Source organism: Necropsobacter rosorum (assembly GCF_964241405.1).
Classification (GTDB): domain Bacteria; phylum Pseudomonadota; class Gammaproteobacteria; order Enterobacterales; family Pasteurellaceae; genus Necropsobacter; species Necropsobacter rosorum.
The window spans coordinates 414,125-430,598 of sequence record NZ_CAXSXF010000001.1; the positions used below are offsets into that span (position 1 = coordinate 414,125).

Below are 16,474 nucleotides of genomic sequence, written 5' to 3' on the forward strand. Positions count from 1 at the left end.
TATTAACGATATTTCTGATTTATTTTACAAGTATCCATATTACTCTCAGCGATACACCAATAGTATGGTGCTGTAAAACGATAACCTAAATCAAAATAACATTGACTAATCATGGGTTTCGCTCTACGAAGATAAAGAGAATACTCTGAATACTCAGTAGGGGATAATTCATCATTCCAAAATAGATCATCTAAGTAATTAAACCTATTATTAAATGAACCATAAACTTTATCATGACAAAATTTTTGTTCATTGCTAGTTATTATTTTGCCTTGTTTCTCCCAATAATTTGTAGGCAATGGCGAGCCATTAGCTAAATAACATCCAACTAATAACAATGGATATAACAAAATGAATTTTTTCATCACTTATCTCCTTTATCAAAGCTAATAACTTTTGTTTTAGGTCCAATTTGCCCCCAAGTTTTCTGTTGATAATTTTTTATTTCATCTGTAATAGTTTGTTCACTATTAGTTAGGAATTTAATTACCGAACCGTCACGATAATAAGCCTTAGTATGATCCCCTGTTATCATCCCCCATAACGGAATGCCTATAGAGTGTTCCCCTGTTGTATCGGTGTTACCAATACCAAAACTTAATGAGCCAGGTAGCCATGGTAAGCCAAACCCAGTTGCAACGCTATCTCTTGGTGATACAGCATATTCAACCTGACCATCTTTAAATAGCCCTGCCGCCTTCTCTACATAGCCTTGATCTAATGCACCAAAAGTTAATTTACCTAAAATTGTTTCATTCGTAATAGGATAGGATGTTCCTGCTATATAACTTTTTAAGGTTGTTTTATCTAAGTTCATTCCTTGATATTTTGCCCAGTTCATGGCATTTTTGGTACTTGAGGCACCTAGACTATGAGCAACGTGATCTAAAGACACTTCGGTATGTGGATTTTGGGCATTATAGCTATTTAATTTATTCCAAATCATTGCCTGCTCTCGGCTAGCATTTGATGCGCCAAAGACAGTGGGTAAATCAATACCCGCTCGTAAACGTTCAAAGATTGTAAATGTCATTTCCTCTGCCAAACCAGCATAAGGTTTACGAACAACAACACTTGCATTATTTAAAATATCTTTACCTGAATATTGAATTGCACCATTAATTCTATCCATATCATTTTGGTTCAAAATGCCATGGGCATACATATGTGACAGTATTTCGGCTTCCTCTGGTTTTAAATCTCGATTTTTAAGTTCATCAAGATTTAATTCAAAGGCTTTAACACAATTTTGTGAAGAAATCTGACAATGCTCTAATTTATATTTCACTAATAAATTCTTCTCATTTTTTTCCACATCATAATGTAGTTTATCTCCAATTTGATTGAGGTTTTCCATAAACTCTTTTGCTGTTGATAAATCTGACTCAAGCTCTGATTTCATTTCCTCAACGTTCATTTTGGCAACTGTTTTATTAATATTTTCGTTACTTAATGCGACAATCTTAGCTTGGTTTTCAGCCATATCACCTTGAGTAATTTGAATATTTTTTGTATTAATGTAACTTGTTGTCACCCCAGTCTCACCACCATCACGACTTACAGATCCCAACACTGCGGTTGATAATGCTTTGGCAACACCCCAGTTGCCTTGGCTAAATACACCGGCAAGCCCATTTAGTTTTACATCTATATCAGACGTTTTATCTTTATCAGATTGATTCAAATCATGTTGCGATAATTCACTTCCACCCATACCTTTGATGGTATCTATAATGGTTTTATCTTTAGCAGTTTCTTTTATGTTATCTCCGCTATTTTCGTTGTTAGTTGACTCTTGTTTGCCTGAGTCAGTTCCTAACGGGATACGGAAATTACCCTCAAGAAAAAAACCACCATTTAATGAATAACCTTTGGCATCATAATTTGATGAATTTTTTAGTTCCGTATAATCAATGGTTCCTGTCGAAAATAGATTTTTGTTTCTATTTTCTGCTTCATCAGATGATTGAACTGTTCCGCCAATTAAACTGGTATGATTTGCTACATTAACTTGATAACCACCATCGCCAGCATAAATACCTGCTTGCTCAACAACGCTCTTATAATGAACATTCATTTTCGATGCACTATAACTTGCAGCTGCCGAAGCTCCCGCCCCAACAGTGACAGAGCCTGATATGCTTTTTTGTTTGCTTTTATAATCAAGCGATTCTTGCAAACTTTCTATATCAAGATTGTTTGCCGTAAGTGTCACACCTTTACCTGCCACTTGCGCACCTTTTAACGTAACATCATTGCCTGAATAAATATTCGTTTGGCTATTTTGACTTCCTATGTGGGAATAGGTATAAGTAGTTTCATCGCCGTTACCATAACCTTTTCCATAATTACCACCAACAGTAAAACCAATACCATCAGTTCCGATCGCAACGCCAGCATTGAATCCACTGGATTTATTATTACTACGCTCTTGATGATATTGTTTCGCCGCCTCAATATTAATGTCACCGTCAGCATTAAGATTTGTGCCTAGATTTCCAGCAATATTTGATCCCATAACATTAATAACTGAATTATCATCATTACCTCTAGCTGAAATGTTTACTTTACCGCTGGCATTAATTTCACTACTTATTGCATTTGAACCTTCAATATGGCTTGTTGAAATATTTTTCTGTTGACCGTAAGTAAGAGAAATCCCTACGCCTGATTTTGCGATTTCTCCTTGAGACAGTTTCCCTAAAGAACCCCAAGCGACTTGCCCTGCTTCTATCGCTCTGAATGAATTCCAAAACGCATTTGCACCTGCCAGTGCATTGATACGATTATTTTTACTTTCCCCCATTTGATGTAGTAAGTTTATAGCTGTTTCAGTAGCGTTCATTGCAGATAACACTGGAGAGGTCAATGATACTGTTAAGCCTTTTTGCTCATAAGTGTATTTGTAATTACTTTCATAATCCGAACGAGCTGCGGTGATGTTCGCCGATTGGGCAACAATATCGACGCTTCCCTCCCGGGAAGTTACCATGCTGCCCGTTTGTTGATAGTGATTGCCCGCCCGAATAACGGTATTGCCCGTTAAGCTTCCCACCTGACTGCTCGCAGCGCTTTGCTGTGTGCGGTCCTGTTCTGTGGTTTCTTTTCTTGAACCGAAAGTAAAACCAATACCGCCCGAGCCCATTAAACCCGACTTACGGCGAATCACCTCATTCGCCTGGTAGTGGGTATTGACGTCCGAAAGAATAGAAACCTTCTCTTTTGCAGCAAGGGATAAATCCCGCTCCGCCACTACATTCGACCCTTTCGCCGTCACGTTGCCTTGTCGTGAAAAAAGCACCACGGATTGACCGTCCACATTACTCGCCACCGCGTCGGTCGTATGGTATTCACGGCGGGATACCGTGGTGGTTTTGCTTAATAAGCCCTTTGATGTCGATTTTATCGAGGTGGCTAAGCGTTCTTCCGCACGACCGGCTTCAATCGTGATATCGCCGGCGTTCGACCCCACCAAAACCTTGCCCTTTTCACTGCTTACGTCGGTTTGACGAAGGGTAACATTATTGTTTGCAATCAGTGCTACGCCCGCTTTACCCGACAATAAACCGCCTCCTTCCGCCTTTTGGTCTAAACGGTAGTAGTTATCCGCATCGCCGTTGTAGTGTTCTCTGTTTTGGGTAGTTAAGGTGGTAATTTGCAACGCCTCTCCCGCCGTTGCACGCAACGAACCCTGACTTTCAATCCGTGCCGCCTTCACGGTCAGGTTACTATCGCTGTGTAACGCCAGCCGTCCACCCTCGCCCGTGACTTTTACCGTGCTGATTTGATCCAATACGGTACGCGCAAAATTGCCGTCGGCACTTTGTGCGGAAGAAAGCGTACTTGCAATCGCCAGATTTTTACCCGCCGAAAGCGAGAGCGATTTCACCGCCTCAATCCGTCCGCCAAGGTTAACTAGGTTTTGAGCTGCGGACAAGTCGACATGATCACCTAATACCGCACCGCGATTTTCCAGTTGATTACTATTAAGACGGGTTAAATCTCGCCCCGCTATCACGCCGCCGTTATTTAACTCGCCCGCATCAGCAAAAATTTGATTCGCAGAAATCACTGCACCACAGGATGTGACATCTGTATCACGCGCCACCAGATAAACCTGCGGCACAAGTGCGGTCACTTTTTTGCCGTTTTTTAAAGTGATTTCTTTGTTGACGAACCACACCATATCTGTCGTTAATTCCGACATTTGTTTTGCCGTTAACCCCACTCCCACAGTAAGATTAAATCGTCGGGCGTATTTTACCCCGCTGTTCATTAACGCTTTATATTGTTCTAAATCGTTGTTGTAACCCTCAATATAACGCCGACCGGTGAGTTGATTGACTTGCTCATTGATTAAACGCTGTTCGTAGAAACCGTCACCCAAGCGTTTATGCATGTTATCGTGGTCATAACGTAATGCGTTAAACAGATAATCGCTGCCGAGCCATTGTTTATTGTCGGTAAATTTAGGATCGGTTTCAACCAGATAACCGTTCGGCGCCTCCGGGTTGATTTTATACAGGCTGGCTTCAGGCAAACGTATATCGGCAAGATGCGTTTTTACTATCGGCATGTTCATTTCGGCTAAATTCTGCGAACCGGTTTTGTTCGTTACGGTATGTAGCTTGGCGATGACTTGGCCGGCATTCACAACTTCATCACTGTTGATTTCCGGCGTTAGTGTAATTTCTGCGTGTTGTTTACCGTCAGCCAGTCGCGTTTGAAGCACGGTGATATTGTCCAACCGTTCTGCATTCGGTGCGCTTATCGAAATCGTCTCTAATCGAATATCCTTAACCTTAGGTTTATTGTCCAGCGAAGCCGTTGATGAAATCGGTACGCCAATAATATTAGATACCGCATTAAACGATGAAGTTAAGGTATAGGTCGGCTTAACATAGTCCGATATTTTTGCATGTTCATGTCCGTTATGGCCGTGTTTTTTGTAATGTTTCAGGAATAACGCTTCGCCTTCTTCATCAATCTTAATTACTTTTTCAATATCTTCATTTTTCAGCGTAATTCCGTCCGCACTTAAGGATTGACTCTCATCATTACGCGCAAAGGTACGTTCACCAAGGAATAATTTCCCGCCGATAGACATTTGGCTATATTTATTATGCAGCTCATCCCCGTTAAGAGATAAATTACCGCCTATATTTAAATACGCTTTATCTTGTTTTTCGATATAAGGCGTATAAGTCGTACGTTTATATCGCCAGACATAAAATTGTTTTTCCGAAATAGTCGGTTTACTTTGATCATAAAACGTAAACCATGCCGTTCTACCCGACCAACCGTAGTAACCATCCACACCGACTCTATAACGTTCGGTCGGTTTCGATTCTAACGCAATCTCTTCCACATCTTCGGTTGCCGAGTTAATCCCCAGTTGAAGATACATATCATGGTTGAGTAATTTTGAGGTGGTAATACGACCATCACCTAATCCTTCTATCGTCGCACTACCGTTATCAACAAGGGCGGCTTTACCCGTTGCCTGATGATTTGCGTCCAAATGACCGCCGATAAACAGTTTATCCAGACTCAAAATGAGAGCATGATTACGATTCACTAACGTACCCACACCAAAATCAAGTCGGTTTCTTGCTGCAATTGTGCCGGCTTTTGTTTCTCCATCAACCGTTTCCGCCAAATTTTCAACCGTCTTCGCACTGAATGCCAACCGATCACCATAAATGCGTCCCGTACCGGGATTGGTCACCTTGGCACTCTTGATTAAGGTTTTGCTACCGTCAATCAAACCTCGGTTGGTTAAATGGTTTGCATTTAACCCGGTTTCATTTGCGGAAAGCGTCGCATTAACGTTGTTCACAATGTTATTTGCCGAAATCGTCATTTTATTCGCAACGGTTTGGCCAACATTGTTGGTGAAATTCCCCGCCGTATTAAAGGTAAGATTGCTTGCTTCAAACGCATTATTTAAGGTGAAGCTATCTGTTAAGGTTACGTTTAAATCCCCCGCCGTTTTAATATCGCCTTCCGATTCCAACCCTTTTGCATTTAAAGCAATTGCTTGATTACCTTGAATCAACCCTTTCTCATTATTCACCGTTAAATTACCGTTATGCGACACATTCACCATATTTACGGCTAATAACTCGCCTTGCCGGTTATCTAAACGATTATTCGCGGTAATCGAGACATTATTCGCACTATAAATGCCGCCCTGCCGATTATCCAGGACAGAGGTTAGAACAGTAACGTTATTGCCTTGAATACCTTGTGCCGGCTTTTCACTTTTCGCTTTTGTATCTTGATTATCAAGTTGTCGAACATGTAAAGTCAAAGACCCTGCGGAAATCAGCGAGCCTTTTTCGGACACGGCGCGGTTATTAATACTGTGCGCGGTCACACAGCCTGTATTTTTCGCACTAATTTTGCCCGCCTGGTTATATAATTTTTGCGTAGAAAGAGTAAGAGAGCCGCCGGATTGCATTATCCCTTGGCGATTGTCGGTGTCGGCTTGAACACCAATATTCAGCGAATTTTCAGCATAGAATTTACCCTGTTGATTAAGCAGGATATCCACGCCCTGTAAAATCACACTCCCCAGCCCCGCAATACCCTGGTCTTTACCTTGAGTATTACGGTTATCAATCATATTGTTATGAGTATCAATAAACAGTGCGCTATCCGCACGAATCAACCCTTGCCGGTTATGTATTTCGCCCGATTCAATCACAGTCCGATTATTAGCAAAAATTGTGCCGTCCTGGTTATCCAGTTTGTGTTGTGCCGTATTAATTGCCAATTGATTTGATGAAATGAGACGACCTTGTTGATTCGCCAAACCTTTTGTATTGAGCATGAGTTTATCTACCGCACTGATATTGCCTTGTCGGTTATTCAGCACAGTTTGCGCGGTAATGCTTAAATTGGCGGCGGTCGAAGCGATTGTTCCCGCCCGGTTATTAATCTTATCCGAATTCAGCATCCCATCTTTCACCATCAGGATTTCCCCCGATTGATTTTGCATATCGGTCGAATTAAGTGTTGCCTGATTAAATGCAGTAATACGACCTGCCTGGTTATTAATCCGTTTAGCATTTAAGTTTAAATCGGTAACGATAATTCCCTGCGCTTTATCCACAAGAGTATTGCGGTTATCTACGTTTTGTAACGCGGTAATCTTTGCCGTATGCGCACGAATAATCCCCCGCTGATTATCCAGCGTATTCGCCGCTAAGTGCAAAGTGCCGTTTTGTGCAGCGATGATACCGCCGGCATTATTCAATTCCGATTGGTGCGCATTAATCAAAAGGGTTTTATTCAGGCTTGCCAATGTACCGTTTTGATTTTGAATACCGTGCTGAACATCGATATCAGCCGTTTGGCGTGCAATCAATTTACTTTCTTTATTGTCCAGAGTTTGAGCGGTGAGGTTGACGAAAGAGCCACTGATTTCACTCCCTTGATTTGATCGGATCGTTTGAGCGACTAAATTAACTATATTCGCCGTAATAAGCCCAGCGCTTTGTAAAAGCATATGCGCATTTAAATCAAGCCGCGCTTGTGCACGAATTTTCCCGTTATGATTAGTGAGCGAGGTAGCGTTTATCGTGCTGCGATCATGCGAAAAAATATTCCCTTGGCTGTTATTTAATACGCCGGTGGTGAGCATTAATGTGTCGCGGGCAATAATTCCCTTATTCTGAGCGTCAGAGAACGTATCTTGATTGTCAACGGTTTGATGATGACTATTGAGAGCAACATTACTTGCCGCAATGAATCCCTGCCGGTTATCTATCGCCCCGCTTTCAAGCATGATATTTTGCGCGGCAACAATATTTCCTTTTTCATTCACTAAAACGTGATTATGCGTATTGATCGTGAAAGAACCTTGTTGACTGCCAAGCATACCATGCGCATTATTCAGGGTATTACCTGTCTCAACTTCACCATTAAATTTCGCAATAATACGGCCGTCTTGATTATTTAATCCGCCCGATGCCGTGATCTTCAGGTTATCCGCCATAATTAAACTTTGAGCGGTTGAGTTCAGTATTTTGACAGTTAAATTTAGCTTCTGAGCCTCAATTGATCCATTGTGCTGATTTAAATTACCCGCAAGCGTAATATCAGCTTGGTTAGCCGAATTGAGTTTACCTTTATCATTAGTCAGATTTTTAGCGTTTAAAGTTAAATCGTGTTGAGTATAAATCAGCCCTTGTCGGTTATTAATATCGGCAATTTTTAACTTTTGTTTACCACCGCTGACAATACGTCCTTGCCGATTAAATAAATTTGCAGACTGAATATCCAGTCTGCCTACTGCGACTATCCCTTTATCCTGATATTCGTTAACGTTTGTTGATTGGATAAGTCTTGTTCTTGCGTATTAATCATCACATCCCGGCCGGACCGAATCAAACCGCCATCGTTGATAAGTTCGCCTGAGTTTATTGCAAGTGTTTGAGCCGAAATCAATGTGCCGTTTGTCGAATCCACTTTCCCGTTGTTCGCATTCACAGTGAGTTTCCCATTGGCAATCAACCGTCCTTGTCGGTTATCCATTCCTTGCCCATTAACGGTTAAATCCCCTTGAGTTTTAAAAGTACCGCCGTTATTTTGTAACTTACTCGCCACATCCAGTTTTAACTCATCGCTACCTGTTTGCTCCCAAACGGCATTTTGGGTATTCAGAGCATACTGTTTGGTTGTCAGTTTTTCTGCTTTCAAGTAACTGTTTTGGGTTTCAAGTGCGGTCGGTGTAACTAAAATAAGTTCCTTATTCGCAATGACAGTTGCGTTATTCGCTCGGGTTTTACCTTGAAAAGCCGTGATATTTATTGAATAGGAGGATGTATGACTATTATCTAAATCCGTTTCGGCCGAACTGACTTTAACTTTACCTGATGCAATATTTTTACCTTGTAAAGTCGTTTTACCCGTTGAACCGACCGTAACGCTTTTACCCTGTGCGGATACATTTTCCAGTGAACGTACTTCGCCCTGAACAGTGTCTTTAATCTCAATACCCGCTGCAATGAGTGATGAAGTTGATGCGGTAATTGTTGACGCTTGATAGCGAATATTACCCTTAGCGACAGTTTCGCCCTTTTGGGTAATGGCCTGACTTGCAGTTTTATCAACATTCCCCATACGAGCGACGATAGCGCCGTCCTGCCGAATGTCCGAAGCGGTTTTAAGAGTGATATCGCCCTGACGATTTTCAATCTTACCGTGGTTTTCAATACCTTTTGTGGCGGTGAGTTGAAGCGCGTTATTCGCATTCAATGTGCCGCTATTGACAATACGCCCCCGGCTGTCGATTTGCAGGGTATCCGCACTTGCCCCTAAATGCCCTGCGTTGCGTACCCCGACACCCTGTTCCGTACCGATGAGGTGAATTTTGCCCGAATACATACCGCCCAACTCACCCACATCTACTGCAAATTGTGGTCGGCTTTCTGTGGCGAGAGGTTGGTCGGTATGAATAATTTGCAAATCCTGCGGGTTATCCGACCGTTTGACGGTGTTTTTTCCCGTCACGACCTTGGTTTCTTTATTCGACCAAATGCCTGCATTGATTTTCGTCTCTCGAGCAATAATGTCCGTATAATCAACACGACTATTGTCCAAACCTTTACCTGAAATGCTGACCTTGCCTTTTTCCACAACGAAACTGTCAAGATTGCCGTTTTTAATCTGAGGTTTACCCGTTGTCAGAGTGGCTCTATCCGAATTTATCACACCGCAACCCTCGCAGTGAATGCCTGACGGGTTGGCAATAATCACATCCGCTTTTTTACCGGCAACCTCAACATATCCTTTTAATACCGACGGATCGGAAGAATTGATCTCATTTAAAATCACTTTGGCTTCGCCACGCGCAAGATAAGGATTACCTGTCACTAAACTGGCCTGTTGAGTTTGGATGTCAGTACGGCTGTTGTTTAAAATAGCGCCTTTAGTATCAACGTCGAATTGAGTATATTTATTGTGAGAAAGGCCTTTATCATTCGGCGTTTGAATATTAACCTGAGGCACTCCTTTTGCCGTTTGTAATACAATAGGTTGTTGATTGTTCGGGGCGGATTTGTCCGCTTGAATAATCAATGTTTCAGCAAGAACAGCATCAGAAAACGTCACAAAGCCTAACGCACAAAATAGGCTGAAGATAAGCGGTCGGATGCGAGCGAAAAGTTGCGGCAAGGTAAACGGTGATTTTTCTGTTGATTTACTTTCTGATTTGGCCAGCTCAGAAACAACCGTTAAACGTTGTAACGTTTTACTGAAGATAACGCGGAAACATTGTTTATTCATATTTTAATCTCGTTGTATTTATTCACGGGGAAACTCGCCCCGTATTAGAAATGGTAACTTAAGTCAAAGCCGGCTACGGCATTGGACGTTTTAAAACCATCCGGTTTACGGATGGGCTTACCGACAAAGACATCGTAAGACAGACTTTTTACATTACCGCGTAAACCTAATGCCGAACCTACTAAATGATGCCCAAGCTGATGTCGGGCGGCTCCTCCCATTACTCTGCCACCATCCAGCGCGACATAGAGTTGATGCCCTAAGTTGTTCACATTCCAGGCCAATTCATTACGCCATAACCAACCGCGCTCGCCTAAAAGCGTCAGTTCCCCATCAAATCCGCGCACCGTATAACGCCCGCCTATACTAAATCGGTCCTGAGGAATGAGTGGGGTTTTATTCCATTGACCACTCCAGGCAGAACTAAATTGCCACGGTTGTTTGCCCAGCATAAAAGGTTGAGTAAAATCTATTGCTGCGGTGATAATTCGCGGACGTGATGTACCTTCATTCCAAAGTTCTTCAGGCGCTGACAATGTGCCTCTTACGCCGGTTCCCCGTTTATAACCTGCCGACAATTCAAGCGTCGCATTGCCAATGTATTCTTTATGAGAAAAACCGACCTCCCAACCTGCCATGCGGCGTTTTTGTATATCAACTTCCGTACCATTGACATAGTTCTGGGATTGACGAGACCAAAAACCGCCGGATATAGAGGTTTTACGCTTACCATCCCGATAAAGTAAATAAGACAGTGTCGCCCTGGTGGTATTGCTTTTACCGGCATAGCGGTAGTGATTATCAAAATCCGTAAAGACTTCCTGATGATAACGGTGATAAGTCTGGGAAGCCGATAACGTCCAATAGCCAAAAGGAATCGAGTAATAGAAAGTCAAATTTTTACCGGCTCGTTTGCCTTTATCGTCATTATGTGTTTTCAGACTATGCGTAAAAGAGGTATAAAAAAGGTCGTTCGCCGAAAACATATTATCAAAAGAGAATATACCGCTGACCTGATATTTCCCTGTTGAAGTCGAACCGGCATCGTCTAAGCCTAAATTCAAACGAAAAGGAATGCCTTGTGCATAGTTGATTTTTAAATCACTTTCACCTATCGACGCTGAATCGGTCTCACTCGGTAAAATCTCAATACTGGCTTCTGCCGTCGGTACTCGTTTTAGGTTTTCAAGAGTATGTTCAATATCACGTACATTTAACAGATCCCCTTTTGCGAAAGTAAAACCGGTCAGCGCATGAAGTCGGGTAAAGCGCGGCACTATACCGCTATCGACCACAATAGTGTTACGGATTTTGCCTAAAATCACAGTTAAATTCAGCTTTCCACCGCGTAAATCTTGCTCTTCAATCACAACCCGTGTCGTTACATAACCTTTCTCAATAATATTGTTTTGCACTTGTTTCATCAAAATACCTAAACCTTCACCACCAAAGCAATGCGGCAAAGTTAATTTTAAATCACGAACGGCTTTATTGAGGGCCCACTGGAATTGGCTTTGGGGAGAATGTGAAGCGTAGTCGCTCAGTGAGATGTGATGAATGGGATAACAGGGAGATTCGCTATTGGAAAGTGATAATGGTTGATAAGAAGTCTCTAATCGCACATCAGCTTGCTGTTGAAGTTGTTTTTGCTGAGCCTGCTGATATTGTCGTTGGCGTTGCTGCTCAATTGCATCAAGTCGGTTTAATTCTGATAATTCCGGAGGTTGATTAGCAGAAACGGCAACTGAAATAGCAGTAAACGGTATGCTAAGAAATTTTCGTCGAAATCGCATCATGTTTTATTTAGTTTATTTGATTGATAGACCGGATTCTACATGATTATCAAAATCTTATCAAATTAGAACAGATAAATAAGCGCATGTTTTTATTATAATTATCTTGCTTAATCAGGTATATTACGGCAATGTTATTAAAAACTGTGACTAAACGCGAATATTTGTGAGGATACGATAGATTAAAATACCAAACGTTTTGTTATCTTGGTTTTTTGGTGCTTTTGATGAATGGAAAATCGTTGAAAGAGGTGCTTTGGTGCCCCAACAGGACTTGAATAATTGCAGAATAACAATATTTATCAGTATGTTATAAATAGTGGAAATTGTCGTGGTTACTATCGTGGTTACAATAAATAATAACCAATGCTAGCTATGCTTTAATCTGATTAATGTTAAAAATTATATAAAAAGGTGTTCACCCGTTCACTATCTATTATATTTCTTTATTTATTATATACTTATTTAGTGAATATAGGTATTCACTACTGTTCACTAGTCTTCACTCTTTTAAAAGAGATAAATCATCCTATCTAAATTATATTCCCGATCTGTCTTTGTATAAAAAACAAGCAATCGAATTTTACTTACTTACCGTAACTTAACATAGCTAATCGATTGATTTTTAAGCTATTTACTTCCTATTTTTTGTCTATATATTGTTCTATGGGCTTCTTATAAGCCGTCTTAATTAAGATAAATTTCAAAGGACTAATCATGTTTAAAAAATTGTTAGAACTACGCCAACAAAAGGCGGAAAAAGTCGCTGAAATGCGTGCGTTATTAGATAACGCTGAAAAAGAAGGTAAAGAATTAACTGAAGAAGAAAAAGGGAAATTCGATACATTAAAAGAGTTGGTTAAACAGATGACTGAAGAAATCGAACGCTATGAAACTGTAGCCGATGAAGAACGCAGTCAAGTAGGGAAACCAGCAGAAACCCGTAGCAAACAATTCTCTAATGATGAATTGCGTCACTACATTAAAACGGGTGAGCTACGTTCTAACCTTTCCACTACAACGGGCGAAGATGGAGGCTATTCTGTTATTCCACAATTAGACAAAGACGTAATGAAACGCTTAACGGATGATAGCGTTATGCGTCAAATTTGTAATGTGGTGCGCTTGCCGGTTGGTGCGAAAGAATACAAAAAATTAGTTTCTGCCGGTGGTGCAGCCGTTGAGCATGGTGAGGAAGGTCAAGCGCGTAATGGTACAGCAACGCCAAAACTCCATGAAGTCACTATCGCCTTAAATCCTATCTATGCCTATCCGAAAACCACCCAAGAAATTTTGGATTTCTCAAGCATTGATGTTTTAGGCTGGTTGACTGATGAAATTTCCGAAAGTTTCACCGAAACCGAAGAAACCGATTTAACCGGCGGTGACGGCAGCAAGAAATCAAAGGGCTTCTTATCCTATGAACGTTCCGCCGAAGCGGACAAAGCGCGCGCCTTTGGCAAGTTACAAAAATTAGACGTAGCAAGCGCAGATAAAATCACTGCCGATACCTTGATCGATTTGTTCTACACCTTACATAGCAAATACCGTAAAAATGCCGTTTGGGTGATGTCTTCCACCATTGCGGCGGCATTACAAAAACTCAAAAACAAAAACGGCGACTTTATTTGGCGTGACGGTTTAACCGTAGATGCACCTTCTACCCTTTTAGGTCGTCCCGTTCATTTCCTTGAAACAATGCCGGCAAATGGCGCAAATAAAGCGGTATTAGCTTTTGGTGATTTCAAGCGTGGTTACTTTATTGTCGATCATGAAACAGGCGTGCGTACTCGACCGGATAATATTACCGAACCGGGTTTCTATAAAGTCCACACAGATAAATATTTAGGTGGTGGCGTGGTAGATAGTAACGCAATCAAATTTATTGAAGTTGCGGCTTAATTGCCAAATTCCAACGGGGGCAATTAAGCCCCTTTTTTGTTAAAAGGGAATGTATGAATAAAGAATTTGAAATCCGCTCATCGGAAATCACGGCAGACAGTGAAAATAAAAAACTGATTGGCTATGTGGTGAAGTGGAATAGTCCTTCCGAAGTGCTTTATTGTGATTTTGTCGAGCAGTTCGGCGCGAACGCCTTTAGTGAGAGTTTAAGCAGTGGTACCGATGTTAGAGCCTTGTTTGAACATGACCACACAAAACTATTAGGACGCACCACCGCCGGCACTCTAAAACTTGAAGAAGACGCAATCGGCTTACGTTTTGAATTAATGTCGCCAGATACCACCTTGGGGCGTGATTTATTGGTAAGTGTAGAACGCGGTGATATTCGTGGGATGTCTTTCGGTTTCTGGGCGAAAGAAGAAACGTGGAACTTTGATGTAGAGCCTTGTCAACGCACGGTAGCCAAAGCAGAACTATTTGAAATCACGGTAACCAGCATTCCGGCATATCCTGAAAGTAGTGTAGAGATTGCGAAACGCTCGATGAATGAGGCAAAGGCAAAAACACGATCAAAACCGACCGCACTTTTTAAACAATGGCTTGATGTGGTGGAGTGTGAATAATGTGGAATCCATTCAAACGAAAAGAACAACGAAGTGCGCTCATTGCTATTGATGAACTGCCTTCTTACTTAGGCGTATCTAATACCGGTGCGGGGGAATTTGTCAGCCCTCATACGGCGGAAAGTTTGCCGGCGGTAATGAATGCCGTCACCGTAATTGCGGAAGCGGTGGCAAGTATGCCCTGCTATCTGTATCAGCTTAAAGAGGACGGGCGCGAGCGCGTTTATCATCACCCGGTAGATTATCTACTGAATGAAATGCCAAACCGCAGCCAAACGCCGTATCAGTTCAAATATACTATGATGCGTCATTGCCTGTTAAACGGTAACGCCTACGCGGTGATTGAATGGAATAATAAAGGCGAACCGGTCAGCCTTACCCCATATCAACCAAGTGCGGTCAATATTTATCGCAAAGTGGGCGGCGAGTATATCTATCAGATCACCGACTTAGACGGCAACAGCAAGAACTACCTTCAAGATGAAATCCTACATTTACGCCATTCTTCCCTTGATGGCTTTATGGGGCGTTCGCCAATTGCGATTTGTCGTGAAACGGTAGGTTTAGGCATTGCGCAACAAAAACATGGTTCCGCCATCATGAAAAACGGTTTAATGGCAAGCGGGTTAATCACCACTTCCGAATGGTTGGACGAAGCCAAAGCACAAAAGGCAGTAAAAGCCCTTGAGCGTTACAAAGGGGCAAAGAATGCGGGGAAAACGCCAATTCTTGAAGGTTCAATGGAATATAAACAACTTGGTATGACAAACCAAGACGCGGAGTGGTTAGCCAGTCGCACTTTCACAATTTCCGATATTGCCCGAATCTATAACATTAGCCCGATCTTCTTACAGGATTATTCCAATAGCAGTTATTCAAACTTCAGCGAAGCCAGCCGCGCATTCTTATCACAGACGCTGCGCCCGTGGCTTACCAATTTTGAACAGCAGCTTAAAGATGCCTTGATGATTGATTTAGGCAGCAACAGTAAGAAGCGTTACCTCATCGAATTTGATACAAGCGACTTACTGCGCACCAGTCAAAGCGAACGCTTCAAAAGTTACGATGTGGCGATTAAAGCGGGCGTAATGTGTCCTAATGAAGTTCGCCGCCGTGAAGGTTTACCGGCTTATGATGGTGGAGAGGAATTCAGCCAAGCATGGAAACAAACTGTAGAAGTGAAGCGCGATGATGAACAGGAAACGGGGGTAAGCGATGGCAATCATGATTAAAGCCGGGAAGTATAACAAAGTGATCAGCTTACAAAAACAGGTGAACGAACAGAACGACTACGGTGGCATTGTGAGCAAATGGAAAACCGTTGCCAATATCCGCGCGGCGGTTGAGCCGTTACAAGGTAGAGAGTTCTTTTCCGGTGCCGTGCCGTTAAATGAAAACATTGTGCGCGTTCGCATACGTTACGGCGTTAATGTTGATAACACCATGCGGGTGAAATATGGAAAACGTTCTTTTGAGATAACGAACATTATTGATAGTAAAGAAGCACACAGAGAAGTTCAGCTTATTTGTAAGGAGCTAACCGGCAATGGCGGAAATTAATTTAACGATTGATGAAATCAAAGCGCACTTAAATCTAGATCATGATTTAGACGATGATTTACTGGAAGCTTATAAATCCGCCACTTTGGAAGTCGCCCAAAATCATATTGGGAAAACCTTTGGAGAGGAACAAACGGATAAAACGGTTCCTTTTACCTCGGCGATTAAGATTGGTTGTTTAATGTATATCGCCTATCTCTACACCAACCGCGAAGCCGTAACGGATTTAGCCAACCTAAAACCCGCGCCGATGGCGATTTCCGCATTGTGGGAAGTGTATCGGGAACCCTGCGCTTATTAGGT

At 42.0% G+C, this 16,474-nt stretch carries 9 protein-coding genes and 1 pseudogene; 5 read left to right on the forward strand and 5 right to left on the reverse strand.

From position 1 onward, the window contains the following. Positions 1-2: 2 nt before the first annotated feature. The 5 genes and pseudogenes from ACESOH_RS01975 to ACESOH_RS01995 form a co-directional block, all read right to left on the reverse strand. Positions 3-365, reverse strand: a complete 363-nt coding sequence (locus ACESOH_RS01975) for a hypothetical protein (protein WP_373099329.1) — start codon at positions 363-365, stop codon at positions 3-5. Further along, on the reverse strand, positions 365-8,002 hold the full coding sequence (locus ACESOH_RS01980; protein ID WP_373099331.1) for a hemagglutinin repeat-containing protein: 7,638 nt from the start codon (positions 8,000-8,002) through the stop codon (positions 365-367). The genes ACESOH_RS01975 and ACESOH_RS01980 overlap by 1 nt, the downstream gene beginning before the upstream one ends. A gap of 246 nt (positions 8,003-8,248) precedes the next feature. Continuing rightward, positions 8,249-8,347: pseudogene (locus tag ACESOH_RS01985) on the reverse strand (hypothetical protein); the annotation flags it as partial. Beyond that, complete coding sequence (locus ACESOH_RS01990; protein WP_373099333.1) at positions 8,305-10,293, reverse strand: two-partner secretion domain-containing protein; 1,989 nt, start codon at positions 10,291-10,293, stop codon at positions 8,305-8,307. The gene ACESOH_RS01990 and the pseudogene ACESOH_RS01985, both read right to left, overlap by 43 nt. Before the next feature lie 44 nt (positions 10,294-10,337). Further along, positions 10,338-12,086, reverse strand: coding sequence for a ShlB/FhaC/HecB family hemolysin secretion/activation protein (locus ACESOH_RS01995; RefSeq protein ID WP_373099869.1), 1,749 nt, complete (start codon positions 12,084-12,086; stop codon positions 10,338-10,340). Between the two features lie 717 nt (positions 12,087-12,803). Here ACESOH_RS01995 and ACESOH_RS02000 point away from each other — a divergent pair. Genes ACESOH_RS02000 through ACESOH_RS02020 form a run of 5 tightly spaced genes read left to right on the forward strand, consistent with a single transcriptional unit; the run spans position 12,804 to position 16,472 of the window. Next, positions 12,804-13,988, forward strand: coding sequence for a phage major capsid protein (locus ACESOH_RS02000; protein ID WP_373099335.1), 1,185 nt, complete (start codon positions 12,804-12,806; stop codon positions 13,986-13,988). A gap of 53 nt (positions 13,989-14,041) precedes the next feature. Continuing rightward, a complete protein-coding gene (locus ACESOH_RS02005) occupies positions 14,042-14,611 on the forward strand; it encodes an HK97 family phage prohead protease (RefSeq protein ID WP_373099337.1) in 570 nt (189 codons plus the stop codon). Further along, positions 14,611-15,843 carry a phage portal protein gene (locus ACESOH_RS02010; protein WP_373099339.1) on the forward strand — a complete coding sequence of 411 codons (1,233 nt, stop codon included), beginning with the start codon at positions 14,611-14,613 and terminating at the stop codon, positions 15,841-15,843. The genes ACESOH_RS02005 and ACESOH_RS02010 overlap by 1 nt, the downstream gene beginning before the upstream one ends. Then, the gene (locus tag ACESOH_RS02015) at positions 15,827-16,171 is read left to right on the forward strand and encodes a phage head closure protein (protein ID WP_032093382.1); all 345 of its coding nucleotides are present in this window, start codon (positions 15,827-15,829) and stop codon (positions 16,169-16,171) included. Before ACESOH_RS02010 ends, ACESOH_RS02015 begins: the two co-directional genes overlap by 17 nt. Then, entirely contained in the window at positions 16,158-16,472 is a 315-nt protein-coding gene (locus tag ACESOH_RS02020; protein WP_373099340.1) for a head-tail connector protein, read from the forward strand. The genes ACESOH_RS02015 and ACESOH_RS02020 overlap by 14 nt, the downstream gene beginning before the upstream one ends. Positions 16,473-16,474: the final 2 nt, after the last annotated feature.